This window comes from Amycolatopsis sp. NPDC114504, from assembly GCF_055633595.1.
Window position 1 is genome coordinate 2,072,132 of the sequence record NZ_JBVKDU010000001.1, and the last position, 23,307, is coordinate 2,095,438.

At 71.7% G+C, this 23,307-nt stretch carries 25 protein-coding genes; 9 read left to right on the plus strand and 16 right to left on the minus strand.

From position 1 onward, the window contains the following. Positions 1–128: 128 nt before the first annotated feature. Positions 129–1,553, plus strand: a complete 1,425-nt coding sequence (locus ACZ7PG_RS09630) for an MFS transporter (RefSeq protein WP_470238632.1) — start codon at positions 129–131, stop codon at positions 1,551–1,553. Here the strand turns inward: ACZ7PG_RS09630 and ACZ7PG_RS09635 are convergent. The 5 genes from ACZ7PG_RS09635 to ACZ7PG_RS09655 form a co-directional block, all read right to left on the minus strand. After that, positions 1,531–1,875 carry a DUF3817 domain-containing protein gene (locus ACZ7PG_RS09635; RefSeq protein WP_360679176.1) on the minus strand — a complete coding sequence of 115 codons (345 nt, stop codon included), beginning with the start codon at positions 1,873–1,875 and terminating at the stop codon, positions 1,531–1,533. The genes ACZ7PG_RS09630 and ACZ7PG_RS09635 overlap by 23 nt on opposite strands. A gap of 23 nt (positions 1,876–1,898) precedes the next feature. Continuing rightward, positions 1,899–2,297, minus strand: coding sequence for a hypothetical protein (locus ACZ7PG_RS09640; protein ID WP_470238633.1), 399 nt, complete (start codon positions 2,295–2,297; stop codon positions 1,899–1,901). A 65-nt stretch (positions 2,298–2,362) separates the two neighbouring features. Further along, a complete protein-coding gene (locus ACZ7PG_RS09645) occupies positions 2,363–3,277 on the minus strand; it encodes a lytic transglycosylase domain-containing protein (RefSeq protein ID WP_470238634.1) in 915 nt (304 codons plus the stop codon). A 117-nt stretch (positions 3,278–3,394) separates the two neighbouring features. Next, positions 3,395–3,877, minus strand: coding sequence for a helix-turn-helix transcriptional regulator (locus ACZ7PG_RS09650; protein ID WP_285483327.1), 483 nt, complete (start codon positions 3,875–3,877; stop codon positions 3,395–3,397). Between the two features lie 361 nt (positions 3,878–4,238). Further along, on the minus strand, positions 4,239–4,394 hold the full coding sequence (locus ACZ7PG_RS09655; protein ID WP_285483651.1) for a hypothetical protein: 156 nt from the start codon (positions 4,392–4,394) through the stop codon (positions 4,239–4,241). A 146-nt stretch (positions 4,395–4,540) separates the two neighbouring features. Here ACZ7PG_RS09655 and ACZ7PG_RS09660 point away from each other — a divergent pair, with 146 nt between their 5' ends. Both ACZ7PG_RS09660 and ACZ7PG_RS09665 read left to right on the plus strand, forming a co-directional pair. Further along, the gene (locus ACZ7PG_RS09660) at positions 4,541–5,314 is read left to right on the plus strand and encodes a crotonase/enoyl-CoA hydratase family protein (RefSeq protein WP_470238635.1); all 774 of its coding nucleotides are present in this window, start codon (positions 4,541–4,543) and stop codon (positions 5,312–5,314) included. A gap of 293 nt (positions 5,315–5,607) precedes the next feature. Next, the gene (locus ACZ7PG_RS09665) at positions 5,608–6,138 is read left to right on the plus strand and encodes a GNAT family N-acetyltransferase (protein WP_470238636.1); all 531 of its coding nucleotides are present in this window, start codon (positions 5,608–5,610) and stop codon (positions 6,136–6,138) included. 7 nt (positions 6,139–6,145) lie between these two features. Here the strand turns inward: ACZ7PG_RS09665 and ACZ7PG_RS09670 are convergent, their stop codons facing one another. Both ACZ7PG_RS09670 and ACZ7PG_RS09675 read right to left on the minus strand, forming a co-directional pair. Continuing rightward, the gene (locus ACZ7PG_RS09670; RefSeq protein WP_470238637.1) at positions 6,146–7,282 is read right to left on the minus strand and encodes a CaiB/BaiF CoA transferase family protein; all 1,137 of its coding nucleotides are present in this window, start codon (positions 7,280–7,282) and stop codon (positions 6,146–6,148) included. Positions 7,283–7,293: 11 nt separating this feature from the next. Then, on the minus strand, positions 7,294–8,445 hold the full coding sequence (locus ACZ7PG_RS09675; RefSeq protein WP_470238638.1) for an acyl-CoA dehydrogenase family protein: 1,152 nt from the start codon (positions 8,443–8,445) through the stop codon (positions 7,294–7,296). A 94-nt stretch (positions 8,446–8,539) separates the two neighbouring features. Between ACZ7PG_RS09675 and ACZ7PG_RS09680 the strand changes: the two genes are divergently transcribed. The 3 genes from ACZ7PG_RS09680 to ACZ7PG_RS09690 all read left to right on the plus strand — a co-directional run bounded on the left by ACZ7PG_RS09680 (position 8,540) and on the right by ACZ7PG_RS09690 (position 11,998). Beyond that, positions 8,540–9,157 (plus strand): TetR/AcrR family transcriptional regulator, encoded by a 618-nt coding sequence (locus ACZ7PG_RS09680; protein ID WP_470238639.1) that lies wholly within the window; start codon positions 8,540–8,542, stop codon positions 9,155–9,157. Positions 9,158–9,240: 83 nt separating this feature from the next. After that, a complete protein-coding gene (locus ACZ7PG_RS09685) occupies positions 9,241–10,278 on the plus strand; it encodes a hypothetical protein (RefSeq protein ID WP_470238640.1) in 1,038 nt (345 codons plus the stop codon). 109 nt (positions 10,279–10,387) lie between these two features. Next, on the plus strand, positions 10,388–11,998 hold the full coding sequence (locus ACZ7PG_RS09690) for a succinic semialdehyde dehydrogenase (RefSeq protein ID WP_470238641.1): 1,611 nt from the start codon (positions 10,388–10,390) through the stop codon (positions 11,996–11,998). Positions 11,999–12,109: 111 nt separating this feature from the next. Here ACZ7PG_RS09690 and ACZ7PG_RS09695 read toward each other — a convergent pair whose 3' ends face one another. The 7 genes from ACZ7PG_RS09695 to ACZ7PG_RS09725 all read right to left on the minus strand — a co-directional run bounded on the left by ACZ7PG_RS09695 (position 12,110) and on the right by ACZ7PG_RS09725 (position 20,193). After that, the gene (locus ACZ7PG_RS09695) at positions 12,110–15,133 is read right to left on the minus strand and encodes a helix-turn-helix transcriptional regulator (RefSeq protein WP_470238642.1); all 3,024 of its coding nucleotides are present in this window, start codon (positions 15,131–15,133) and stop codon (positions 12,110–12,112) included. 60 nt (positions 15,134–15,193) lie between these two features. Beyond that, positions 15,194–15,403, minus strand: a complete 210-nt coding sequence (locus ACZ7PG_RS09700; protein ID WP_364625084.1) for a hypothetical protein — start codon at positions 15,401–15,403, stop codon at positions 15,194–15,196. A 159-nt stretch (positions 15,404–15,562) separates the two neighbouring features. After that, positions 15,563–15,778: a DUF397 domain-containing protein gene (locus tag ACZ7PG_RS09705; RefSeq protein WP_470238643.1), complete on the minus strand. Its 216-nt coding sequence runs from the start codon at positions 15,776–15,778 to the stop codon at positions 15,563–15,565. Between the two features lie 14 nt (positions 15,779–15,792). Continuing rightward, entirely contained in the window at positions 15,793–16,695 is a 903-nt protein-coding gene (locus ACZ7PG_RS09710; RefSeq protein WP_470238644.1) for a helix-turn-helix domain-containing protein, read from the minus strand. Between the two features lie 381 nt (positions 16,696–17,076). Then, positions 17,077–17,973, minus strand: a complete 897-nt coding sequence (locus ACZ7PG_RS09715; protein ID WP_284741190.1) for an acyl-CoA thioesterase — start codon at positions 17,971–17,973, stop codon at positions 17,077–17,079. A gap of 36 nt (positions 17,974–18,009) precedes the next feature. After that, positions 18,010–19,434, minus strand: coding sequence for a pyruvate kinase (gene pyk / locus ACZ7PG_RS09720; protein WP_470238645.1), 1,425 nt, complete (start codon positions 19,432–19,434; stop codon positions 18,010–18,012). Positions 19,435–19,527: 93 nt separating this feature from the next. Then, positions 19,528–20,193: a DUF2461 domain-containing protein gene (locus tag ACZ7PG_RS09725; RefSeq protein WP_470238646.1), complete on the minus strand. Its 666-nt coding sequence runs from the start codon at positions 20,191–20,193 to the stop codon at positions 19,528–19,530. A gap of 64 nt (positions 20,194–20,257) precedes the next feature. Between ACZ7PG_RS09725 and ACZ7PG_RS09730 the strand changes: the two genes are divergently transcribed. After that, positions 20,258–20,650, plus strand: a complete 393-nt coding sequence (locus ACZ7PG_RS09730; RefSeq protein ID WP_470238647.1) for an iron chaperone — start codon at positions 20,258–20,260, stop codon at positions 20,648–20,650. A gap of 49 nt (positions 20,651–20,699) precedes the next feature. Here the strand turns inward: ACZ7PG_RS09730 and ACZ7PG_RS09735 are convergent, their stop codons facing one another. Then, positions 20,700–21,923 carry a glycoside hydrolase family 18 protein gene (locus ACZ7PG_RS09735; protein ID WP_470238648.1) on the minus strand — a complete coding sequence of 408 codons (1,224 nt, stop codon included), beginning with the start codon at positions 21,921–21,923 and terminating at the stop codon, positions 20,700–20,702. 175 nt (positions 21,924–22,098) lie between these two features. On the opposite strand from ACZ7PG_RS09735, the gene ACZ7PG_RS09740 reads away from it, so the two are divergent. Beyond that, positions 22,099–22,407, plus strand: a complete 309-nt coding sequence (locus ACZ7PG_RS09740; protein ID WP_470239027.1) for an ArsR/SmtB family transcription factor — start codon at positions 22,099–22,101, stop codon at positions 22,405–22,407. On the opposite strand, the gene ACZ7PG_RS09745 is transcribed toward ACZ7PG_RS09740, so the two are convergent. Next, positions 22,404–22,739 carry a winged helix-turn-helix transcriptional regulator gene (locus ACZ7PG_RS09745; RefSeq protein ID WP_470238649.1) on the minus strand — a complete coding sequence of 112 codons (336 nt, stop codon included), beginning with the start codon at positions 22,737–22,739 and terminating at the stop codon, positions 22,404–22,406. The genes ACZ7PG_RS09740 and ACZ7PG_RS09745 overlap by 4 nt on opposite strands. Before the next feature lie 67 nt (positions 22,740–22,806). On the opposite strand from ACZ7PG_RS09745, the gene ACZ7PG_RS09750 reads away from it, so the two are divergent. Continuing rightward, on the plus strand, positions 22,807–23,292 hold the full coding sequence (locus ACZ7PG_RS09750) for a group II truncated hemoglobin (RefSeq protein ID WP_470238650.1): 486 nt from the start codon (positions 22,807–22,809) through the stop codon (positions 23,290–23,292). Positions 23,293–23,307 lie beyond the last annotated feature (15 nt).

Consider the following 23,307-nt stretch of genomic DNA (forward strand, 5'->3'; position numbering starts at 1 on the left):
TCCTCGCCACTTAACCGGAGAGATTCTCCGAATTCGCTTGCGCATCCGGAGACGCTCTCCATATTATCGGATCGCACCCAAGTGGAGAACATCTCCGCTTCTTCTCTTACTCCTCGGGGGAGTATCTCTTGTCCCAGCAAACGATCCATCGTGCGGTCGAGCCTGCCCCGGCCCGCCGCGGCGGGCTGGTCCTCGCGATCATCCTGACCTGCCAGCTCATGCTCATCCTCGACGCGACGGTCATGAACGTCGCGCTCCCGCGCATCCAGGCCGACCTGGGGTTTTCGGCCACCGGCCTGTCCTGGGTGATGACGGCCTACAGCCTGGTCTTCGGCGGCCTGCTGCTGCTCGGCGGCCGGGCCGGCGACCTGTTCGGACGACGCCGGATGTTCGTCGCGGGCACCGCCCTGTTCACCCTCGCGTCGCTGGCCGGCGGCCTCGCCGGCTCGGCCACGCTGCTCATCGCCGCCCGCGTCCTGCAGGGCGTCGGCGCCGCCATGGCCGGGCCGAGCACCCTGGCCCTGGTCACGACGACGTTCTCCGAGGCCAAGGCCCGCGTCCGGGCGCTGGCGCTGTTCTCCGCCATGTCCAGCGGCGGGTTCGCGATCGGCCTGATCGTCGGCGGCCTGCTCACCGAGTGGATCTCGTGGCGCGCGGCGCTGTTCATCAACGTCCCGTTCGGCCTCGCGATCGTGCTGCTCGCGCCGCGGTTCGTGCCCGAACCGGCGCGCCGGCCCGCGCGTCTCGACCTGCCCGGCGCGATCACCGGCACCCTCGGCGTCGGCTCGCTCGTGTTCGCCTTCACCCACGCGGCGTCCGACGGCTGGGGCAACCCCGTCACGCTCGGCTCGCTCGCCGGCGGCCTGGCGCTGCTGACCGCGTTCGTCGCGATCGAGGCGCGCACCGCGATGCCGCTGGTCCCGCTCCGGCTGTTCGCCGACCGCAACCGCAGCGCGGCCTACGTCAACTTCTTCCTCGGCCCGATGGCCATGATGTCGATGTTCTTCTTCCTCACCCAGTTCATGCAGGACATCCGGCACTTCGCCGCGCTGGCCACGGGCTTCGCGTTCCTGCCGATGGCGGCGCTGATCTTCACGATGAGCCGGCTCGTGCCGCGGCTGCTCCCGCGCTACGGCCCGAAGCCGCTGGCCATCACGGGGTCGCTGCTGATGGTTTCCGGCGTCGCGTGGCTCGCGCTGCTCACGACGGACAGCACGTACTTCCCCGCGTTGCTGGGTCCGCTGCTGCTGATGGGCCTCGGCGGCGGGCTCGCGTTCGCGCCGCTCAACGTGATCGTGATGGCGACCGTGCCCACCGAGGACGCGGGCGCGGCGGGCGGGGTGCTGCAGACGATGCAGCAGGTCGGCAGCACGCTCGGCCTGGGCGTCCTGATCACGGTGTTCGGGTCGGCGACCCGCTCGTCGAGCGCGACGGGACCTCAGCTCGTCGTCGACGGCATGACTTCGGCGTTCGCCACGGCCGCGGTGTTCGCGGCCTGCACGTTCCTGGTGGCGCTGACGTTCCGGCGGGTTACAGCTTCTGCCCGGCCTTGACCCGGTGCGTCACCCGGCGCTCGACGAGGAACGAGACGAACGGGACGCAACCGGCCAGCAGCACCAGCACGGTGCCCTTGATCGACCAGCGGGCCTTGATCGCCAGGTCGATGGTCAGCACCAGGTAGATCATGTACAGCACACCGTGGATCGGCGAGTAGACCGCCGACGGCGTGGGGTTGTCGAAGCCGTAGCGCAGCACCATCACGAAGCAGAGGCCGAGCAGGCCGACGCCGGTGACGTAGGCGGCGGTGCGGAACCGGACCAGGGGGCCGGTGAGCGGCACCGCGGTCTGGGCGGCACCTTCGGTGCTGGTGGTCATCGGGACGTCCTCACTCTGCGGCCTCACTCGGCGGCCTGCTGGTCGCGGGCGTTCAGCTCGCGCAGGTAACGGTTGTACGCGGCCAGCTCCTCGTCCTCGTCCGTCGGCCGCACGTCGGGCCGGGGACGGGGAGCGGGCACCTCGGCGACGGGGGCCGGCTTCGGGCGGTCGCCGGCGGTGCCGTCGGCCTCGGCCTTCTGGCGGAGCTTGCGGATCCGCCAGAACATGAAGGCCGGGAACAGGCCGAAGAGCGGCCACTGCAGGACGTAGCCGAGGTTCTGGAAGGTGCCGTTCGCCGAGGTGAAGCGGTCCCACTGCCACCAGGCGAGCCCGCAGCAGACGAGCAGGCTCACCAGGCACGTCGCGGCGATCGCGATCCGGCGTCCCCAGGGGGAAGCCGCCGGCGAAGGGGAAGCTGGCACGGGATCGACGCTAGCACTGGGCCGCTGAGGGGCCGTGGCCGACCGCGTCCCGGGTGGCGCCGCTCTCAGCCCTGTTTACGCACCGATTGGGCGCCCTTGGCGTACCCGTCGGCCAGGCCGAAGACCTTCTGCGCGTACTCCGTCGAGTTGTTGTACGACAGGATCCCCGCCCACCAGCCCGACGGGCTCGCCATGTCGCGTCCGCCCGCGCACAGGTAGCGGGCCGCCGCCAGGGCCGCGTCGTCGATCTGCTGGGGGTCGCCGAGGCCGTCGCCGTTGCCGTCCGAGGCCCACTTGCGCCACGTGCTCGGGATAAACTGCATCGGCCCGACCGCGCGATCCACCCCGGCGTCGCCGTCGTAGCGGCCGCCGTCGGTGTCACCGATCGCCTGGACGCCCGACGAACCGTCGAGCGGGACGCCGATGATCGGCTTGGACGGGCGGCCGTCCGCGCCGAGCACCGCGCCCGCGTACTGGCCGTGGTTGGACTCGATCCGGCCGATGCCGGCGAGCGTTGCCCACGAAATCTGGCACTTCGGCTGGTCCGCGCGCATCGCCAGCTCGGCGTTGCCGTACGCCTGCAGCGCTCGCGCCGGGACACTGGTCGCTCCGGCGACCTGGCTCGCCCACTGGGACAACGTCGCCGGGCCCGTGCTGCGGGCCTGCTGGGGAGACGTCTGCTGCTCGGCCCCGCCCGCGACCGCACCGCCGGCCGGCGCGACCGACCCCGGGCGGACGTCGGCCGCCTTGACCTGCAGGGCGGGGATTTCGGTGGTGAGGGGGCTCGCCTCGGGCGTCGACGCGCGGGTGACGAGCCAGATCCCGCCGCCGGCCACGGCCAGCACGGCGAGGACCACGATCAGCCGGGTGAGCACCGCGACGCTCGCGGAGCGCGGCGCCGGTGCCGGTGCGGCGGGGGCGGCTTCCTCGACGCTCGCGTCGACGGGGTCGTCCTCGTTCTTTCCGGTCCTGGTGCGCACGTAACTCCGGTTCTCCAGTGTGGTGTCGACGAAGTGTCAACGAGCCCGCGCAGGTTAGCGTTACGCGGGTCGTCTCGATCGTCTCACCACACCGGTTCACCCGGCCGTGTGGAAGGGTCAGGCGGACTTCTGCTGCCGCGCGAGGCGCGCGACGCACCAGGCCGGGGCACTGCCGCGGCGGAGGTGCTGCAGGACGGTCATCGGCCCGAGCCGTCGGCTCAGGTCGGACGGCGCGAGGCCGGCCGCCCGGTAGTCGAGGGCCCGCTGGTCGAGCGGGCTGAGCCCGGCGTCCCACCACTCCTCGGCCTCGGCGACGCCGCCGACCATCTGCCACCAGCCCGCGGCGGCGGTGAGGAGCTCTTCGGGCACTTCCGGCAGGCGACGGCGCATCGCGTCGAGGTAGCCGGGATCGGCCGACTCGACGGGGACGAACCGCTGCTGCCCGGACCGGGCACGCTGGCCGGGGATACCCGGAGCCTGCGCTGGCGCGTCGGCCAGCCACGCGGACGCGATGCGGTCGACCTCCTGCTCTTCGGGGGTCTGCTCGCGCTCGGCGGCCCATTGCCGGATCAGCGCGTCCACTCCGGGATCTCCGGTCATCCCTGCCTCCTTGTAGGTCCCCGACGGACAGGCCCTGACACCTGTCCCACGCGGTGGTGCCGCACGCACCAACCTGCACCTTGCTGAGTGGAAACTGCCTGCGTACCGGGGTTCTCCGGGGGGATGGCGAACCACCCGATCACGCAATGTGAGCACCGTAGGGCCGGGGTGGTCTTCTTCGCCAGACCCCGGCAGGCACGAATTCGCCGACCTGCGCGTTTTCGGCTGCAATCCACCCGGATGGTCGAGCGTTCGGTCCGAATTCCGGGATTCGTGACACTCAGTGATTTACCGTCCGATAACACGCAGGGTGACGGCCGGCGCCGCCTGTCGCGGTGCCGGTCAGAGCGGTTTCCGGTGGTCAGGAGAAGAGCGACCGGAAGAAGGTCACGATCGCTTCGGCGCCGTCCTTGAGCCAGCCGAGCACGCGGTGCACGAAGTCGGCGGACTGGGTCGGCTGGGTGATCAGGAAGAAGAGCACGAGCGCCACCACCCCGACGATGAGAACTTTCTTCATGCCGCTCGACATGCGCTTCCTCCCCGGCTCGCCGTCCCCGTCCTGGGAGTGGCCACGCCAATACTGTAGGGAAGGCGTGCCCCGAAGACACCCCGATCAACCCCCGATCACCCCCACCGGCCCCTGACCGACCTCGAGGAGCGGCGATGACCCGGAACGTGCTGGTCGAACGGGACGGCGAGGTGACGACGGTCACCATCGACCGCCCGGCCGCCCGCAACGCCGTCGACGGACCGACCGCGGCCGAGCTCGCCGAGGCGTTCCGGGAGTTCGACGCGGACCCCGGCGCCGCCGTCGCGGTCCTCACCGGATCGGGTGGCGCCTTCTGCGCCGGCGCCAATCTCAAGGCGATCGGCACCGACCGGATGAACCGCACTCACCCGGACGGGGACGGCCCGATGGGCCCGACCCGGCTGCGGCTCGGCAAGCCGGTGATCGCGGCCGTGCACGGGCCGGCCGTCGCGGGCGGGCTGGAGCTGGCGCTGTGGTGCGACCTGCGGGTCGCCGACGCGACGGCGGTGTTCGGCGTGTTCTGCCGCCGCTGGGGCGTGCCGCTGATCGACGGCGGCACCGTCCGGCTGCCGCGGCTGATCGGCCAGTCGCGGGCGATGGACCTGATCCTGACCGGACGGCCGGTCGAGGCGGACGAAGCGTTCTCGATGGGCTTGGCCAACCGCGTCGTGCCGGCCGGCGAAGCGGTTTCCGCCGCGCAGGAGCTGGCGCGGCAGCTCGCGGCGTTCCCGCAGGCGTGTATGCGCGCCGACCGCCTCTCGGCGCTCGAGCAGTGGGGCCAGTCCGAAGAGGACGCGCTCGCAGCGGAGTTCCGGGCGGCGATGGGCGCGGGAGTGCTGGCGGCGGAGGCGGTCGACGGCGCGGCCCGCTTCGCAGGCGGCGAAGGCCGCCACGGCACCTTCACGTGACCAGCAAGGCATCACGCGTGCTTGAAGGGGCATCACCCGTGATCAGCGGGGCATCATCCGTGATCCGAGAGGCATCACGCGTGATTGAAGGGGCATCACGCCGATGCCCGCCCAGTCACGCGTGATGCCCGTCCAGTCACGGGTGATGCCCCTGCAGTCACGCGTGATGCCCGCTTGATCACGGGTGATGCCTGCTCGCGCACGGGGTTTCGGTGGGTTACCGGGCGTGCCTCGACCGGGTGGATCGCGTGGCGGCGGGGCTGTTCCGGTCAAGCGGCCGATAAGGTCGCCCGATGGACGACGATGGTCCCGGAGTCGTGCTCCGGCCCGTGGCCGAAGGCGATCTCGACCTGCTGGAACGGCTGACCAACGATCCCGTCGCGGCCGGGGCGCACCAGTGGTTCGGCTGGCACGATCCCGGCTACCTGCGCCGCCGCTGGCAGGAAACCGGCATGCTCACCACCGAGACCGGCATGCTCGTGCCGACGCTCGGCGGGCGCGTCCTCGGGCTCGTCTCCTGGCACCGCAGCCGCACCGGGCCGACGTCCTACTGCTGGAACGTGGGCCTCGTCCTGGCTCCGGAAGCGCGCGGCCACGGCTATGGCACCGAAGCCCAGCGCCTGCTCGCCGAGTACCTCTTCGCCCACACCCAGCTCAACCGGGTCGAAGCGACGACCGAGGTCGGCAACCGCGCCGAACAGCGCTCGCTCGAGAAGGCCGGCTTCACGCGCGAAGGCGTCCTTCGCGGCTACGGCTTCCGTGACGGCGAGTGGCGCGACAGCGTCGTCTACTCGGTCGTGCGCTCCGACCTCGCGGAGACCTAGCGGAGACCTAGACGATCGCGCCCGCCGAACGCAGCGCGGCGAGGTCCGTGACGCCGAGCTCGGCGAGCACGGCTTCGGTGTCGGATCCCTTGGTGTGCGGGGCTTCCGGCGTCTCCGGCGGGGTGCGGCCGAACCGCGGCGCGGGTGCGGGCTGGACCAGGCCGCCGATCTCGACGAACGTGCCGCGCGCCGCGTTGTGCGGGTGCGACGCGGCTTCGCCGGGCGCGAGCACCGGGGTCAGGCACGCGTCGGTGCCTTCGGCTCGCGCGACGAGGTCGTCGCGCGTGAACTTGCCGATCGCCCCCGCCAGGATCTCGCGCAGACGCGGCCACTGCGTCTTGTCCACGTGCAGCGGCAGCGAATCCGGGTCCAGCTCGAGGACCTTCACCAGGTCGCCCCAGAACCGCATCTCGATCGCGCCGACGGCGACGTACTTGCCGTCCGCGGTCTCGTAGGTGTCGTAGAACGGGGCGCCGCCGTCGAGCATGTTGTCGCCGCGCCCGCCGCCCCAGAGCCCGGCCGCGGCCATGCCGTGCAGGCTCGTGGTGAGCAGCGCGGCGCCGTCGACCATCGACGCGTCGACGACCTGGCCCTTCCCGGACGCGTTCCGCTCGAACAGCGCCGCGAGGACGCCCATCGCCAGCAGCAGCCCGCCACCGCCGAAGTCGCCGACGAGGTTGAGCGGCGGCACCGGCCGCTCGCCCGCGCGCCCGATCGGCTCGAGCGCGCCGGCGATGCCGATGTAGTTGATGTCGTGCCCCGCCGCGGTCGCCAGCGGACCGTCCTGGCCCCACCCGGTCATCCGGCCGTAGACCAGCCGCGGGTTGCGGGCGTGCACGACGTCGGGGCCGAGCCCGATCCGCTCGGCGACGCCCGGGCGGAACGGCTCGATGAGGACGTCGGCGGTCTCGCACAGCTTCAGCACCAGTTCGACGCCCTCGGGGGTCTTGGTGTTGATGCCCACCGACCGGCGGCCGCGGCCGAGCGGGTCGGCCGGGATGCCGAGCACGTCCTCCCCCGGCGTCGCGCGGTCCACGCGGATCACGTCGGCGCCGAGGTCGGCGAGGATCATCGTGGCGAACGGCCCGGGCGCGAGCCCGGCCAGCTCCACCACCTTCAGGCCGCTGAGCGGACCTGCCTTCATGTCGGGTCCTTTCAGAGCGAGCGGGAGATGATTTCCTTCATGATCTCGCTGGTACCGCCGAAGATCCGCGAGATCCGGACGTCGGCCCAGGCCCGCGCGATCGGGTACTCCGTCATGTAGCCGTAGCCGCCGAAGAGCTGCACGCAGTCGTCGATCACCTTGTTGACGCGCTCGGTGGTCCACAGCTTCGCCATCGCCGCGCCCTGGACGTCGAGCTCGCCCTTGAGGTGGCGTTCGATGCACTGGTCGAGGAACGCCCGCGCGACGGCGGCCTCGGTCGCCGCCTCGGCGAGCTTGAACTTGGTGTTCTGGAAGGAAAAGATCGGCCGGCCGAACGCCGTGCGCTCCTTCGTGTACTCCAGCGTGAGGTCGACCGCCGCCTCCAGCCCGGCCACCGCGGTGACGGCGATGATCAGCCGTTCCTGCGGCAGCTGCAGCATCAGCTGGAAGAAGCCCTGGCCTTCGGCGTCGCCGAGGAGGTTGGCGGCGGGCACGCGGACGTCGTCGAAGAACAGCTCGGCGGTGTCCTGGCCCTTGAGGCCGACCTTGTCGAGCACGCGGCCGCGGCGGAAGCCCGGCGTGTCGGTCTCGACGACGATCAGCGAGACGCCCTGCGCGCCCGCGTCCGGGTCGGTCTTGCACGCGACGACGACCAGGCCGGCGTGCAACCCGTTGGTGATGAAGGTCTTCGCGCCGTTGATGACGTAGTGGTCACCGTCGCGGACGGCGCGGGTCTTGATGCCCTGCAGGTCGGAGCCGGTGCCCGGCTCGGTCATCGCGATGGCGCCGACGAGCTCGCCGCTGGCCATCTTCGGCAGCCACTCACGCTTCTTCTCTTCGGAGGCGTACGCGCTCAGGTAGTGCGCCACGATTCCGTTGTGGACGGTCACGCCCCACGCGCTGTCGCCCGAGCGGGCCTGCTCTTCGTAGAGCACGGCTTCGTGGGCGAAGGTGCCGCCGCCCCCGCCGTACTCCTCGGGGATGGAGAGACAGAGCAGGCCGACGTCGCCGGCCTTGGTCCACAGCTCGCGGTCGACCTTCTTCTCGGCCGCCCAGCGTTCCTGGTGCGGCACGGCCTCCTTCTGCAGGAACGACCGCGACAGCTCGCGGAGGTCTTCGAGCTCGGTCGTGCTCCAGGAGCTCTTCGGGAGTTGAAGCGGCACGGGACCCTCCTGCTGGAAAACATGACGAACAGCATGTAAGTTCTCTGCGGAATGTACATCCGTACCGGCCTGTAGGTAAAGCAGGGAGGCCGAAGTGACCTCGACGGCGCACCGTACCCAGGCGCAGCGGCGCGAACAGACCCGCACGGCGCTGCTCGACGCCACCATCGACTGCCTCGTGGACGTCGGGTACGCGCGCACGTCGGTGCAGGAGATCTGCGCTCGCGCCGGCGTCTCGAAGGGCGCGGTGCAGCACCACTTCACCGCGAAGGCCGAGCTGATGGCGGCCGCCGTCGAGCACCTCACGACGAAGCTGCGCCGCCAGCTCGCCGCGTCGCTCGACGACCTGCCCAGCGGCGGCACGGGCGTCGCCGCGGCGATCGACCTGCTCTGGACCGGCTACTCCGGCACGCTGTCGACCGCCGTCACCGAGCTGTGGGTCGCCGCCCGCACCGACCCCGAGCTGCGCGCGGCGATCCGGCCGGTCGACCGCGCGCTCGGCCGCGCGACGCTCGAACACGTCACCCAGGTCGCCGGCGAACTGCCGCCCGAGCGTGCGGAGATGTTGTTCTGGCTCACCGTGAACCTGACCCGCGGACTGGCGCTGGACGCCGAGCTCGGCGGCGACCCGAACCGGCGGCGGCAGCTGCTGGAGGAGTGGAAGCGGATCGCGGTCCTGCTCTACCAGGACGCAGCCACTGCGCCAAGCTGACCAGCCGGGCACCGCAAGGGCGGTAATGCCCCTTATCCCGCAGGCGGATTCGTGGTCCAATCCCCGGAAAGAGGGGAGCTTCCATGACCGCGAGCCCGTACCAGAACCCGTACGGCCCTCCCCCGGTACAGCAGCAGCGACCGCCAGGGCAGCCGGCCGACGCCGGCGCGCGCCTCCGGCTGATCGCCGGGATCGTCGGCGCCGTCGCCGCGGTGGTCGTGCTGGCCGGGTCGTTCCTCCCGCAGACGAAGTTCGAGCAGGCCGTCGGCGGCAAGACCGAGAGCAGCCAGACGATCAGCGCCTGGACGCGCTCGTTCGGCGTCGAACCCAGCGAGGAGGCGAAGAAGTTCTACGAGAACACCCACGTCGCGCGCTACGGGATCCCGCTGTCGGCCGGCGCGCTGGTGCTGCTGGCCGGGGCCGGCCTGGCGTTCGCGGGGGCGCGGCGTTCGGCGGGCACCGGGGTGCGCTCGGGCGCCCGGACGGCACTGGTGGCCGGCGGCGCGGGGGTGGCCGCGGCCGTGTGGATGCTCGGCATGGACGTCTCGGCGACCTTGAGCTACGAGTCCGACGACGACTCGCTCACCTCGCTCTACTCGACCGGCATCGGGTTCTGGATCCTGCTCGGCGGCGGCGCGCTCGCCGCCGTGACGCTGGTCCTCGCGACGCTCGCCGGACGGCGGCCGGCCACCGGACCGCCGGGACCGCCGCCGGGGCCGTACGGCCAGCCTTACCAGCAGCAGCAGTCGAGGCCGTATCCCGTTCCGCCGCAGCAGTTCGCGGGGTATCCGGGTGCACCGCCTTACCCGGGCGGGCCCCAGCCGTACCCGGGCGCGCCGCAGTCGCAGCCGTTCCCGGCGCAGGGCGGCCCGGTTTCGCAGCCCTTCCCGGCGCAGGGCGCGCCGGCCTCCCAGCCCTTCCCGGCGCAGAGCGGGCCCGCTTCTCAGCCGTTCCCCGCGCAGTCCGGCGAGGTGCCGACGCCCGCCGAGTCGGGGCTGTCGCCGCGGCTCGACGATCCCTACGGCGGCGCGACGCAGGCCCATCCGCCGCCCAGCCGGCAGGAGCCGTCGCCGACCGAACCGACCTACCAGCTCCCGCCGCTGAACCCACCCAATACGTGAAACTTATTCACATCAGACTGGACAACTGACGTACCGACGGTATGGTGTACTCGTCGGTAACCTCTGCGCGGCATCGCGCGGACTCCGGACGCCGCGGAACGGAGACGTCATGACCAGCACCACCCCCGCGAACGCCGTCGAGGACACGCCTTTGCCGCCGACGGTCGGCGGCATCGCCGGGGCGCCCGGCTCGGCGCGGGCGGCCGAGCTCGTCGCCCGCGCGGCCGGTGGTGCGGACTCGGCACCCATCCGCATGAACGCCCCCTTCACCGGGCTGCCGATCGCGACGCTGCCCCAGGCCACCGACGCCGACGTCCGCGCGGTGTTCGCCGGCGCGCGGACGGCCCAGCGGGCCTGGGCGGAACGCTCCCCCGCCGAGCGCGCCCGCGTCCTCACCCGGCTGCACGACCTGGTGCTCGCCCGCCAGGACGAGGTGCTCGACCTGGTCCAGACCGAGGCCGGCAAGGCGCGGCTCGACGCCTTCGACGAGGTCAGCGCGACCGCGCTGGTCGCGGCCTACTACGGCAAGCACGCCGCCAAGATCCTCGCTCCGCGCCGCGTCGCCGGCATCATCCCGGGGCTGACCCGCGCCGGCGAGATCCGGCACCCCAAGGGCGTCGTCGGCGTCATCTCGCCGTGGAACTACCCCCTGGCGCTCACCGCGATGGACGTCTTCCCGGCGCTGGCGGCCGGCAACGCCGTGGTGCAGAAGCCGGACAACCAGACCGCGCTTTCGGCGCTGTGGCTGCACGAGCTCGCCGAGGAGGCCGGACTGCCGGCCGGGACCTGGCAGATCGTGCTCGGCCGCGGCTCGAAGATCGGCACCGCGCTGGTCGAGGAGTCGGACTACCTGTGCTTCACCGGGTCCACGCCGACCGGCAAAGAGCTGGCCGGGCAGGTGGCGAAGCGGCTGACGTCGTACTCGCTGGAGCTCGGCGGCAAGAACCCGATGATCGTGCTGCCCGACGCCGACGTCGCGAAGGCCGCGACGGGCGCGGTGACCGCGTGCTTCTCCTCGGCCGGTCAGCTGTGCGTGTCGGTCGAGCGGATCTACGTCCACGAGGACATCCGCGACGAGTTCACCCGCGCGTTCGTCGCGCGGACCGCGGCGGTGAAGCTCGGCGGCGCGCTGGACTACCACGCGGGGATGGGGTCGCTGACGTCGGAGGACCAGCTCGCGACGGTGTCGGCACACGTCGAGGACGCCCGCGCGAAGGGCGCGTCGGTGCTCACCGGCGGCCGCGCCCGCCCCGACCTCGGCCCGCTGTTCTACGAGCCGACGGTGCTTTCCGGCGTCACGCCGGACATGGTGCCGTTCGCGGAGGAGACGTTCGGGCCCGTGGTGTCGATCTACGGCTACACCGACGTCACCGAGGCCATCGACCGGGCCAACGACACGCCGTTCGGGCTCAACGCCAGCGTCTGGTCGCGCAACGGCCGCGCGGGCTGGGAGGTCGCGGCGCGGCTCAAGGCCGGGACGGTCAACGTCAACGAGGGCTACGCGGCGACGTTCGGCAGCGTCGGCGTCCCGATGGGCGGCATGAAGGACTCGGGCGTCGGACGCCGCAACGGCGCCGAGGGCCTGCTCAAGTACACGGAGTCCCAGTCGATCGCCCTGCAGCGCGGGCTGGCTTTGCGTCCGCCTCGCGGGGTTTCGGGCTCGCTGTGGTCCCGCGGCATGACCCTCGGCCTCAAAGCCCTCCGCCGCCTCCCCCGCTGACGGGCATCACGTGTGATCAGGCGGGCATCACGCGTGATTGCAGGGGCATCACTCCCGATGCCCGGCCCATCACGCGTGATGCCCCGCTGATCACGTGAGATGCCCCTTGCGTCACGCGTGTTCGGCGGTGGGGGCGGTCAGGAGGCCGCGGTCGTAGGCGATCGCGACCGCTTCCGCGCGGCGGCTCGCGCCGAGTTTCGCCATCACGCGGGACAGGTGGACGCTGACCGTCTTCTCGCTGATGTAGAGCTCTTCGCCGACCTGGCGGTTCGTGCGGCCCAGTGCCACGCGCTCGAGGACGTCGCGCTCGCGGTCGGTCAGCGGGTCGGTGACCGCGCGGACCGGCGCCTGCGGTTCGACGCCCGGCAGCTCGACCCGGGCGCGGTGCGCCAGGTCGCGGACGGCGTCGCGCAGCGGGACCGCGCCCAGGCGCATCGCCACCGCGTGGGCCGCTTCGAGAGCCGCGCGCGCGTCTTCGTCCGCGGCCAGCAGGGCTTCGGCCTCGTGCCAGTGGCAGATCGCCTGCTCGTACACGGCGCCGTAGCCGAACGCCTCCGCCGCGGCGGCCCACAGCTTCGCGTCACCCCGGCCGGTCAGGCAGGTCGCCGCCGCCTCCAGCCGGGCCAGCCACGCCCGGCCCTCCGGCCCGAGCGTCCCCGACCGCGGCTGCCCGACGACCGAGCTCATCCGGCCGTGCGCCAGCATCCGCTCGCCCGCGGCCACGGCGGCGGCGGCCGCGGCCTGGTCGCCGCGGACCCGGGCGTCGGCGGCCTGCGCGGCCGCGGCGGTCACGCCGACCGCGGCCACCCGGATTCCGGCCAGCAGGCCGGGTTCGATCCGCTCCAGCCAGCCGATGAGGTCCTCGGTGCGGCGCACCGCCTCGGCGTGGTCGCCCCGCCAGTACGCCAGCTGGATGCCGGCGTCCCCGACCGACAGCGGGATCTGCATGTCCGCCGTCCAGTGCTGACGCAGCCCGGTGACGAGCTTTGCTGCTTCGTCGAACCGGCCGCGCGCGACGACGAACAGCGACCAGATCGCCAGGATCCGCGCGGCGACCGCGCTGGACACCCCGCGCCCGGCCCGGCTCGCGCTCTCGTCCGGCCAGTCGCCCATCAGGTACCGCAGGGTCAGCTGCCGCGCGCGCAGCTCCAGCCCGTAGACGCTCCAGCTGAGCCCGGCCGCTTCGGCCCGGGCGACGCCGCTCGCGACGTGCTCCAGCGCTTCGGCGAAGTCAGCGTGGTCGTCGTAGCTCAGCGCGAGGAAGTAGGTCGCGCGGATCTCGGTGTTCGGCGCGTTCGCGTCCCGCGCCTTCCGCTGCGCCTTGCGCAGCCATTCGCGCGCCTCGGCCGGATCGCCCGCGGAGTCGGCGAGCGTGCCCAGGGTGATCAGGGCCGCGGCTTCCGCGGCCGCCGCCCCCACCGCCTGTGCGTCGGAGACCGCGGTGCGCGCGCTCTCCAGCGCCGCCTCCGGCTGTTCGAGGATCCGGAGGAACCCGGCGCGGCCCGCGAGCACCCAGGCGCGCGTCCCGCTCGGCTCGCTGTCCTTCACCAGGTCCCAGGCCCGGTCGATCGCCGCGGTCGCCTCGTCGAGGGTGCCTTCCAGCGCCAGCAGGGCCTCGGCCAGCCGCCGCCACGTCTTCGCCGCGCGATCGGCCGCCGTGTCCGGCTTCAACGCCTGCGTGGCCGACCGCGCGAAAGCGGCGGCGCGCTCGGGTTCCCCGGACGTGCCCGCGAAGTAGGACGCTTCGTGCAGCAGCCGCAGCTCGTCGAACCCCTCGGGCCGGTCCGCCGCGGCGACGGCGTCCCAGATGGACAGTGCCTGTTCGACGTGCTGCAGCGCCGACCCGGGCGCGCCGAGCTTCTCGGCCTCGTCCATCGCGCGCAGCAACGCCGGCAGCGCGGTGACCAGGTCACTGCTCTGCATGGAGTGGTACGCCAGCTTCGCGTCGTGGCCGCGGCCCTGCGGCCGCGCCTGGATCCGGGCCGCGTACGCCGCGTGCGTGCGCGACCGCTCCCCCGGCAGCAGGTCGCCGTACACCGCTTCCTGCAGCAACGCGTGCCGGAACGTGTAGGAGCCGTCCGGCAGCACCACCAGGACGTGGTGCTGGACGGCTTCGCGCAACGCCTCGTCGAGCTCCAGCTCCCCTACGCCGGAGACCTCGGCGAGCGCGGCGTGCATCACCGGCTCGTTCGCCACCGAGATGACCCTGGCCACGCGGCGGGTGTCCGGCGAGAGCCGCTCGAGCCGGGACAGCAGCACCTCGGCGAGCCCGGCGGGCAGGTCGTTGCACTCGGTCTGGGTGGCGAGGAGCTCCTCGGCGAAGAACGGGTTGCCCTCGGACCGGGCGACGATGTCGGCCACGACGTCCGCCGGCATCGGCTCGTCGGCCAGCGCCTCGACGAACTTCCGGGCGTCGGCGGCACCGAAGGGGTGCAGGTCGACGCGCTCGACGGTGGCGAGCCGGACCAGCTCCGACAGCACGCCGCGCAGCGGGTGGCGCCGGTGGACGTCCTCCTCGCGGTAGCTGCCCACGACCAGCAGCCGCTGCGCCCGCAGCCTGCTGAGCAGGAAGGACAGCAGGTTGCGGGTCGAGGCGTCGGCCCAGTGGAGATCCTCCAGGAGGATCACCACCGGGCGCGCCTGGGCGATCTCGGTCAGCACCCCCAGTACCGCGTCGAACAACTGCAGCTGACCGAGATCCTGCTCGGGCCGGGGACGCACCATGGTCTCCCGGTCGTTCGAGGTCATCGGCGGGTGTTCCACCTCGCGGGGCTCCTCGACACCCGCGCCCTGCGGCAGCAACCGCCCGAGCGCGGGCCGGAGCCGCACCGCGGCGGCCACCGCCTGGTCCGCCGAGCTGCCCAGCGGGGCGAGCGCTTCGGCGAACGGAAGATAAGGAAGACCGCCCTCGCGGACGTCGATGCAGCGGCCGGTGAGCAGCAGCCCACCGCCCGCCTCGACGTGCTCGCCGAGCGCGGTCAGCAGCCGGGTCTTGCCGACCCCGGCGTCCCCTGAGAGCAGCACCGCGCCGGCCTCGCCACGTTCAGCCCTGGCGAAGGCGGCGCGGAGCCGCCGCATCTCGTGGGTACGGGCGACGAGCGGGATTCCGGAGCCGAGTCGGGGCACGAGGAGCATTGTTGCCTACCCCACCGACAAGTTCCGAGCGCTTATCGCCTTGGACACCATCACCCGCCCCTACCGGGCGGTCTCGCCGACACCGGCGGTTTCCCGCGCGGCTTCGCGGCGCTCCTGCGCCGGCACGTCGACGTCGGTGCGCGCGGCCCGCAGGTGGCGGACGGCGCGACGGGCGCGGGCGGCCCAGACGCTGCGTCCGGCCTTCCGCAGTTCCTCGGCCCGGTAAGCCGCTTCGGCCCGGACCGCGTCGAGCATCAAATCGCTGTGCATCGTGTTCCCCTGGTTCCCGAGTTCTCCGGTTGGTAGCACTCAGGTTCGTCCTGAGGGGACACCTCAGGCATCGGGTGATCACGCAGCCCTGACCGTGAAAAGACCCCTTACTCCCGGCCGAGCCCAGCTCGGCGGGGGTAAGGGGTCTTCGAAACCGCCTCAGTCGTGCGCCGGGCCGCCGGGCCGCACCGCGGCCAGCAGCCCCCGCCAACCGGATGCGGGCAGGCGGAACGCACCACCCTCGGGGTCCTTCGAGTCGCGCAGCGCGGCGCCCCCGGCGACGAACGCGACCTCGACGCAGTCGTTCCCGCCGCCGCTGTGGCTGCTCTTGCGCCATTGCAAGCCGGACAGCGACTCCGAGAAATCGTTTTCCATGGTCCCCAACTCCCTTACTGTGTTCTCGGTTCCAGGTGGTGCACCGGAGCCGGTACGGCCGCCTGTTCGGCGAACCGCCCGGCCGCCTCGGCGATCAGCTCCACCGAGTCGTCCGGTTTCAGTGCGGCCGCGCGCAGATGGTCGAACATCAGCCCGTAGCGCCGCACGTCTGTGGGTTCCTCCAGGTAGAGGCCGCTGGACGTGCTGTCGTCGACGTAGACGACGTCCGGGTCGGCCTGCTCGGGGAAGCCCATGATCAGGAAGGGACCCTCCATGCCGGGGTGCGCGCCGGCTCCGAACGGCACGACCTGGATGGTCACGTTCGGCTTCTCGGCGACCGCGAGCATGCGGTAGAGCTGCTCGGCCATCACCTCGGGACCGTCGACGACCCGGCGCAGCACGGCTTCGTCCATCACCGCCCAGTACTCCGGCGGCGGGGTGTCGGACAGCAGCTCCTGGCGCGCCATGCGGGCGGCGATGCGACGGCGGATCTCGGCGTCGTCGGCGTCCGGCCGCAGCGCCCGGATCACCGCGCGGGCGTAGCGCTCGGTCTGCAGCAGGCCGGGGACCAGCAGCGCCTGGAACGCGCGCAGCGAGCTGGCGTCGGCCTCGAGCCCGACGAACGTCCCGGTGAAGACTTCGTTGTAGGCGTGCCACCAGCCGCGTTTGCGGGCCTCCCTGGCCAGCTGGACGAGCGCCTCCTGCTCGTCGCCGGTGATGCCGTAGAGGGCCAGCATGTCCCGCGCGTCCCGCGGGGTGACCCCGACGTGGCCGGTCTCGATGCGGCTGACCTTCGACGCCGAGCACTCGAGTTTCTCGCCCACCTCGTCGATGGTGAGGTCCGCGGCTTCGCGCAGCCTGCGCAGCTCTCCCGCGAGCCGCCGGCGGCGAACCGTGGGGCTCTGTCCCCTTGCCATCGCGCACCTCCGGATGTCGACGGCGCCGTAGCCGTTCGCTTGCTCCCAGTATCTAACAGGGACGTTCGAGTAATCGCACGGTACCGATTACCGCCACGCGACCCGCGTCGTATCTGCAATTTGCAGAATGCTTCTGTATGCTCGCATCCTGCACTGCGACAGGACGCGGCAAGTGCGGGCCGGGCCTCGGCCTCCCCCGCTGCCGGAAGCCTGTGAGCAGGGTAATCGATGACTTCGCGGTCCGCCGCGTGGTCGTCGGGAGAAGAGGTCCGGGGCCGTCCCCCGATCGGCCCCGGCCCTCTTCCGCAAGTCAGCCGCCCTATTGGCAGATTGATTATTCCGCCATTCGTCGCCCGCAAGGGTGATTTCCGGACGGACTTTTCAGAGGACCCGCAGAAGTCCTTCTTGGACGACCGTCGCGATGAGGGTGCCGTCCGCGCCGAAGAACCGGCCCGTGGCGAGGCCGCGCGCGCCGGAGGCGGTCGGCGACGCGCTGTCGTAGAGGAACCACTCGTCGGCGCGGAAGGGCCGGTGGAACCAGAGCGCGTGGTCGAGGCTCGCGCCGAGCACCTTGTCGGTGTCCCAGTAGACGCCGTGGCGCGCGAGCACCGAGTCCAGCAGGGTCATGTCCGAGGCGTAGGTCAGCACGCAGACGTGCAGCAGCTGCTGGTCGGGCAGCTTCCCGTCGGCGCGCATCCACACCTGGTTGCGCGCGGGCCGCTCCCCCGTCTCGCGGGTGACCCACGGCGGCTCGTTGACGTACCGCACGTCGATCGGCCGCGGCCGGCTGTGCGCGCCGATCGCGTAGCCCTCGGCGCGTTCCATCAGCGTCGGCAGCGTTTCGGGCGCCGGGACGCCCTCGGGCATCTCCTCGGCGTGCTCGATGCCCGGTTCGTCCTTCTGGAACGACGCCGACAGCGAGAAGATCGCCTTGCCGTGCTGGATCGCGATGACGCGGCGCGTGGTGAACGACCGGCCGTCCCGGATGCGGTCGACCTCGTAGATGATCGGGACGCTCGGGTCGCCGCCGCGGATGAAGTACGCGTGCAGCGAGTGGACCCGGCGTTCCTCGGGGACCGTGCGCCCGGCCGCGACCAGCGCCTGGCCGGCGACCTGCCCGCCGAACACCCGCACCGGCGAGTGGGCGGGCGATACGCCGCGGAAGATGTTCTCTTCGATCTTCTCCAGGTCCAGCAGCGCGATCAGGCGGTCCAGCACCGGCTGGCCGCCACCCGGGATCTCCAGTTCGGTGGCGGCCGTCCTGGCCATTTCAGTCATGGCCAGACCCTATGTGCTGCGGGGGCAGGAGGTCCCTTATGCGTGGTCGTCTTCACCGAGGCGGTGCACGTGGATCAGGTTCGTCGAGCCCACGGTGCCCGGCGGGGAGCCGGCCACGATGACGACCAGGTCGCCCTTCTGGTACTTGCCCATCTCGAGCATCGCGTGGTCGACCTGCTGGATCATCTGGTCGGTCGAGTCCACCCGCGGCACGATGTGGGTGTTGGTGCCCCACGTCATCGACAGCTGGCTGCGGACGCAGTCCTCCGGCGTGAACGCCAGCAGCGGCAGCCGCGTGTGCAGCCGGGCCAGGCGGCGCACGGTGTCACCGGACTGGGTGAACGCGACCAGCGCCTTCGCGTTGAGCCGCTCGCCGATGTCGCGGGCGGCGTAGGAGATCACGCCGCGCTTGGTGCGCGGGACGTGCGTCAGCGGCGGCACGATCGGCGAGTCGGTCTCGACCGCCTCGATGATCCGGCCCATCGTCTGGACGACCTCGATCGCGTACCGGCCGACGCTGGTCTCGCCGGACAGCATCAGCGCGTCGGCACCGTCGAGGACCGCGTTCGCGACGTCGGAGGCCTCGGCGCGGGTCGGCCGGGAGTTGTTGATCATCGACTCGAGCATCTGCGTCGCGACGATGACCGGCTTCGCGTTCTCGCGGCAGATCTGGATGGCGCGCTTCTGGACCAGCGGGACCTGCTCCAGCGGCAGCTCGACGCCCAGGTCGCCGCGGGCGACCATCACCGCGTCGAAGGCCAGCACGATGGCCTCGAGGTTGTAGACGGCCTCGGGCTTCTCGATCTTGGCGACGACCGGCAGGCGTCCCTTGCCGACGCGGTCCATCACCTGGTGGACCAGGTCGATGTCGGCGGGCGAGCGGACGAAGGACAGGGCGATGAAGTCGACACCCAGCTCGAGCGCGAACTCGAGGTCCTCGATGTCCTTCTCGGACATCGCGGGCACGGACACGTCCATGCCGGGCAGCGAGACGCCCTTGTTGTTGCTGACGGGACCGCCCTCGGTCACCTCGCAGACCACGTCCGGGCCCTCGACGCCCTTGACCACCAGTCCGACCTTGCCGTCGTCGACGAGCAGGCGGTCACCGGGCTTGGCGTCCTTCGCCAGGCCCTTGTAGGTGGTCGAGACGCGGTCGTGGGTGCCGGCGACGTCCTCGATGGTGATCCGGACGATGTCGCCGTTGTGCCACTCGACCGGGCCACCGGCGAACGTGCCGAGACGGATCTTCGGGCCCTGCAGGTCGGCGAGGATGCCGACCGCCCGGCCGCTCTCGGCGGCCGCGGCCCGGATGAGGTCGTAGACCTCCTTGTGGTCGCCGTGGCTGCCGTGGCTGAAGTTCATCCTGGCCACGTCCATGCCAGCGTCGACGAGGGCCCGCATCTTCTCCGGCGTTGCGGTGGCAGGGCCCAGGGTACAAACGATCTTCGCGCGTCGGCTCACGTTCGCACAGCGTAGTCCCTCCCCGCGCGTTCGTCTGTACCGATCCCGAAAAGTTCAAGAAAACTGTTCAGAAACCTGCGGGGTCGGATCCCGCTAGCGGCGCGGCTGCTCACTGGGTCCGACCCGGTCACGGGCCCATTCGTTGAACTCGCGCAGCTGCCGCCAGGCCTTCCGGACCCGTTCGAGGGTGCCCCGCTCGTGCAGGACGTCGTCCGGCTCCCAGACGCGGACCGCGTACACCGAGCGGTAGCGCAGCAGGTCGAGGCGGGGGTGGTCGGCGTCGAAGCCCCGCGGCTTCGACTTCAGCCGGTCGCCCCGGACCTCCCAGCCGGTCTTCTCGAGCTTCTTGATGATCTTCGCGAGCGCGTCGCCGTGCAACTCGGTGTCGACGGCCGTGCGGAAGCGGGCGATCTGGTCGGACGCGAGGTGGAAGCAGCCGCCGCCGGCGCGCAGCCCCTCCGGGCCGACCTCGACGTAGTACGCGCCGCCGCCGCGGCCCTGCTCGATCACGGCGCCGCAGTGGGTCTTGTACGGCGTCTTGTCCTTGGCGAAGCGGACGTCGCGGTAGGGGCGGAACACCTTGGGCTCGCCGAAGCCGTCGGAGAACTCCGGGGCGAGCTCGGCGAGCAGCGCCTCCATCGGGGCCCGGACGTCGGTCTTGTAGGTCTCGACGTGGTCGTCCCAGTAGGGCTTCGAGTTGTCTTCCACGAGGCCGTCGTAGAAGTCGACGGCGTACTCGCCGAATCCGCTGAACGTCACGGGGTGGACCCTAATCCCGCGCACCGACAGGAATTGTCGGTCCCCCGGCGTAGCGTCCCGCCGCATGACGCACGAGGAGTACTTCGCGGCGCTCGCCGAACCTCGGCGGGGCGAGCTGCGGGCGTTGCACGCGTTGATCCGCGAGTCGGCGCCGGATCTGGCGCCGACGATGGAGTTCGGCCTGCCCGGCTACGGCCGCTACCACTACCGGTACGCCTCGGGCCGGGAAGGCGATGCGGCGACCGTGTCGCTGGCCGGCCGCAAGAACCACATCTCGCTGTACGTCTCGTGCGTGGCCGGCGACCGGTACCTGCCGGAGCTGTTCGCCGACCGGCTCACCGGGGCGTCGGTCGGGAAGAGCTGCGTCCGGTTCAAGCACCTGTCCGATGTGGACATCGGCGTGCTCGGGGAGCTGCTGCGGGCCGCGGCGGAGACGCCACCCGCCGGGGCGGTGTGAAACCCGGTGCGACCGGCACGCCGCGCGCGGCCGGTCGCACCGGGAGCCCTTACTTCGCGACGGCGCCGATCAGCTCGCCGTCGGTGGTGTCACCGGAGAGCTCCCAGAACATCGCGCCCCCGAGCCCCTGCTGCTTGGCGTAGTCCACCTTGCCGCCAATGGTCGACGGGGTGTCGTAGCTCCACCAGTCGTTGCCGCACTTGGCGTACGCGGTGCCGGCGACGGTCCCGGTCGACGGGCACGACGTCTTGAGCACCTTGTAGTCCTCGATGCCCGGCTCGTACTTGGCCGGCGCCGCACCGGTCGCGGTGCCGCCCGGGGCGTCCTGGGTGACGCCGGTCCAGCCGCGGCCGTAGAAACCGATGCCCAGCAGCAGCTTGCTCGCCGGGACGCCCTTGCTCTTGAGTTTCTGGATGGCAGCGTCGGAGTAGAAGCCGGCCGTCGGGATGCCGTCGTAGCTCGTCAGCGGCGAGTGCGGGGCGGTCGGGCCCTGCGCGGCGAACGCGCCGAAGTAGTCGTAGGTCATCACGTTGTACCAGTCGACGTACTGCGCGGCACCCGCGTAGTCGGCCGCGTCGATCTTGCCGCCGTCGGTGCCGTCCGCGGTGATCGCGGAGGTGACGAGCTGCGAGCCGAACTTGGCGCGCAGGGCGCCCATCAGGTTCTTGTACGCCGCCGCGCCGCTGGTGTCGCAGCTCAGGCCGCAGGCGTTGGGGTACTCCCAGTCGATGTCGATGCCGTCGAAGACGCCGGCCCAGCGCGGGTCGTTGACCAGGTTGTAGCAGGAGTCCGCGAACGCCGCGGGGTTCTGCGCGGCCTGCCCGAAGCCGCCCGACCAGGTCCAGCCGCCGAACGACCAGATCACCTTGAGGCCGGGATGCTTGGCCTTGAGCTTCTTGAGCTGGTTGAAGCTGCCGGCGACGGGCTGGTCCCAGGTGTCGGCGACGCCGTCGACACTGCCCGCGGCGTCGTAGGTCTTCTGGTAGTCGGCGTAGGCGTCGCCGATCGAGCAGCCGCCGTTCGTCACGTTGCCGAACGCGTAGTTGATGTGGGTCAGCTTGCTCGCCGAGCCCGACGTCTCGATGTTCTTGACGTGGTAGTTGCGGTCGTAGACCCCCCATTCGGTGAAGTAGCCGACGACCTTGCCGACGGAGGCCTGCGCGGTCTCGGTGGCGGCGGTGGCCGCCGGGACGGTCGCGGCTCCCGCGACCAGGCCCGCGGCGGCCGCCACGGTCAGCAGCGCCGAGAAGCTCTTCCTGCGAAAACGGGACACGCCTGCTCCCTCCGGAGAATTACTCACGGCCACGGTGCCGGAGTGGTGGGGACCACACCACCGTAAGTGGACTAGACCATTAGGTCAATGGTTCAGACCAAGAAGCCCTAGGCCGAGCGGCCCAGTCGCGCGTGCCTTGACAGGAATATGCCGCCCGGAGCACATTTCAAGGGTGATGCAGACCTTCGAGGTGCTGGCCGAGCCCCGCCGCCGCACGATCCTCGACCTGCTGCGCGCCGGCGAACGGTCGGTGGGCGAGCTGGTCGACGAGCTGTCCCTCAGCCAGCCCGCGGTGTCCAAGCACCTGCGGGTGCTGCGGGAGGCCGGGCTCGTGACGGTGCGGGTGGCGGCCCAGCGGAGGTGCTACGCGCTGCGGCCGGAGCCGCTGGCCGAGGTCGATGCCTGGCTGGCGCCCTACCGCGCGTTCTGGGAGGGCCGGCTGGACGCGCTGGAGCGCCGTTTGGACGAGACGGACCCGCGCTAGACCTCCGGCTCGAACGTGATCCCCGCGTCCGCCGCGCGGCGCTCGCCCCACTCGTACAGCGCCGTCAACGCCGGGCGCAGCTCCTCCCCCACCTCCGTCAGGTGGTACTCGACGTGCGGCACCCGGCCGTCGAGCTCGAGGCGCCGGACGATCCCGTCCGCGGCCAGCTCGCGCAGCTGCTGCGTCAGCATCTTCTCGCTCACCCCCGGCATCCGGCGCCGCAGCTCGCCGTAGCGGTGCGCGCCCTCCTTCAGGTGCGCCAGGATCACCGGCTTCCACTTGCCGCCGATCAGGTCGACCGCCAGCTCCACCGCGCAGTGGTACCGCTTCATCCCATTCCCCCTACGCACCGGAAAGTACGTGGTTGCCCGGCCGGAGCACCACTGGTTGCCTGACCGGGTGATCGTGCCAGAAAACCCACCCGCGACCCCGACCCTCTACGACTGGGCCGGCGGCCGCGAAGCCCTCGTGAAGCTGCTGACGATCTTCTACGGCCACGTCCTCGAAGACCCGCTGCTCGAACCGGTGTTCCGCGGCATGGACCCGGACCACCCGAAGCACGTCGCGGTCTGGCTCGGTGAGGTCTTCGGCGGGCCGGCCGACTACTCCGCGAGCCACGGCGGCCACGCCCACATGGTCGGCCGCCACCTCGGCCGCGCCATCACCGAGCAGCAGCGCCGCCGGTGGGTGACCCTGCTGCTCGACGCCGCCGACGAGGCCGGCCTGCCCGGCGACCCCGAGTTCCGCGCCGCTTTCGCCGGTTACCTCGAGTGGGGCAGCCGCCTGGCCGTCGTGTTCTCGGCGCCCGGAGCCGAGCCGAACCTCCACGAACCGGTACCGCATTGGGACTGGCCGATGCCGCCCTGGCAGCCCCCCGCGCCCTAGCCGCATAGTGAGGGC

Excerpts from the sequence above, each read along its gene's own strand:
- ACZ7PG_RS09635 (WP_360679176.1), bottom strand. The coding sequence starts at position 1,875 with ATGACCACCAGCACCGAAGGTGCCGCCCAGACCGCGGTGCCGCTCACC.
- ACZ7PG_RS09650 (WP_285483327.1), bottom strand. The coding sequence starts at position 3,877 with ATGACCGGAGATCCCGGAGTGGACGCGCTGATCCGGCAATGGGCCGCC.
- ACZ7PG_RS09655 (WP_285483651.1), bottom strand. The coding sequence starts at position 4,394 with ATGAAGAAAGTTCTCATCGTCGGGGTGGTGGCGCTCGTGCTCTTCTTC.
- ACZ7PG_RS09660 (WP_470238635.1), top strand. The coding sequence starts at position 4,541 with ATGACCCGGAACGTGCTGGTCGAACGGGACGGCGAGGTGACGACGGTC.
- ACZ7PG_RS09665 (WP_470238636.1), top strand. The coding sequence starts at position 5,608 with ATGGACGACGATGGTCCCGGAGTCGTGCTCCGGCCCGTGGCCGAAGGC.
- ACZ7PG_RS09670 (WP_470238637.1), bottom strand. The coding sequence starts at position 7,282 with ATGAAGGCAGGTCCGCTCAGCGGCCTGAAGGTGGTGGAGCTGGCCGGG.
- ACZ7PG_RS09685 (WP_470238640.1), top strand. The coding sequence starts at position 9,241 with ATGACCGCGAGCCCGTACCAGAACCCGTACGGCCCTCCCCCGGTACAG.
- ACZ7PG_RS09690 (WP_470238641.1), top strand. The coding sequence starts at position 10,388 with ATGACCAGCACCACCCCCGCGAACGCCGTCGAGGACACGCCTTTGCCG.
- ACZ7PG_RS09695 (WP_470238642.1), bottom strand. The coding sequence starts at position 15,133 with ATGCTCCTCGTGCCCCGACTCGGCTCCGGAATCCCGCTCGTCGCCCGT.
- ACZ7PG_RS09700 (WP_364625084.1), bottom strand. The coding sequence starts at position 15,403 with ATGCACAGCGATTTGATGCTCGACGCGGTCCGGGCCGAAGCGGCTTAC.
- ACZ7PG_RS09705 (WP_470238643.1), bottom strand. The coding sequence starts at position 15,778 with ATGGAAAACGATTTCTCGGAGTCGCTGTCCGGCTTGCAATGGCGCAAG.
- ACZ7PG_RS09710 (WP_470238644.1), bottom strand. The coding sequence starts at position 16,695 with ATGGCAAGGGGACAGAGCCCCACGGTTCGCCGCCGGCGGCTCGCGGGA.
- ACZ7PG_RS09715 (WP_284741190.1), bottom strand. The coding sequence starts at position 17,973 with ATGACTGAAATGGCCAGGACGGCCGCCACCGAACTGGAGATCCCGGGT.
- ACZ7PG_RS09730 (WP_470238647.1), top strand. The coding sequence starts at position 20,258 with ATGACGCACGAGGAGTACTTCGCGGCGCTCGCCGAACCTCGGCGGGGC.
- ACZ7PG_RS09740 (WP_470239027.1), top strand. The coding sequence starts at position 22,099 with ATGCAGACCTTCGAGGTGCTGGCCGAGCCCCGCCGCCGCACGATCCTC.
- ACZ7PG_RS09745 (WP_470238649.1), bottom strand. The coding sequence starts at position 22,739 with ATGAAGCGGTACCACTGCGCGGTGGAGCTGGCGGTCGACCTGATCGGC.